At 43.0% G+C, this 307-nt stretch carries 1 rRNA gene; it reads left to right on the plus strand.

Features of this window, described 5'->3' with window-relative positions:
- The first annotated feature begins 123 nt into the window (after positions 1-123).
- Positions 124-240 (plus strand): 5S ribosomal RNA (gene rrf / locus IQR33_RS00050).
- Positions 241-307: the final 67 nt, after the last annotated feature.

Consider the following 307-nt stretch of genomic DNA (forward strand, 5'->3'; position numbering starts at 1 on the left):
TGTACTAATTGCCCGTGAGGCTTAACCATACAACACCCAAGGGGTTTTGATGGACTCAATGAAAGAACATTGAATGTGTAAGAACGAGAATTAAAAAAACAGCTTTCCAGATTAAAGAATTTGCTTGGCGACCATAGCGTTTTGGACCCACCTGACTTCCATGCCGAACTCAGAAGTGAAACGAAATAGCGCCGATGGTAGTGTGGGGTTTCCCCATGTGAGAGTAGGACATCGCCAGGCTTTAGTTTTATTTTCACTTTTTCGAAAAGTGAAGACAAAAGCGGACGCTTGCTTATTAAAGCGAGTG

This window comes from Vibrio sp. OPT46 (assembly GCF_015163535.1).
Taxonomy (GTDB): domain Bacteria; phylum Pseudomonadota; class Gammaproteobacteria; order Enterobacterales; family Vibrionaceae; genus Vibrio; species Vibrio alginolyticus.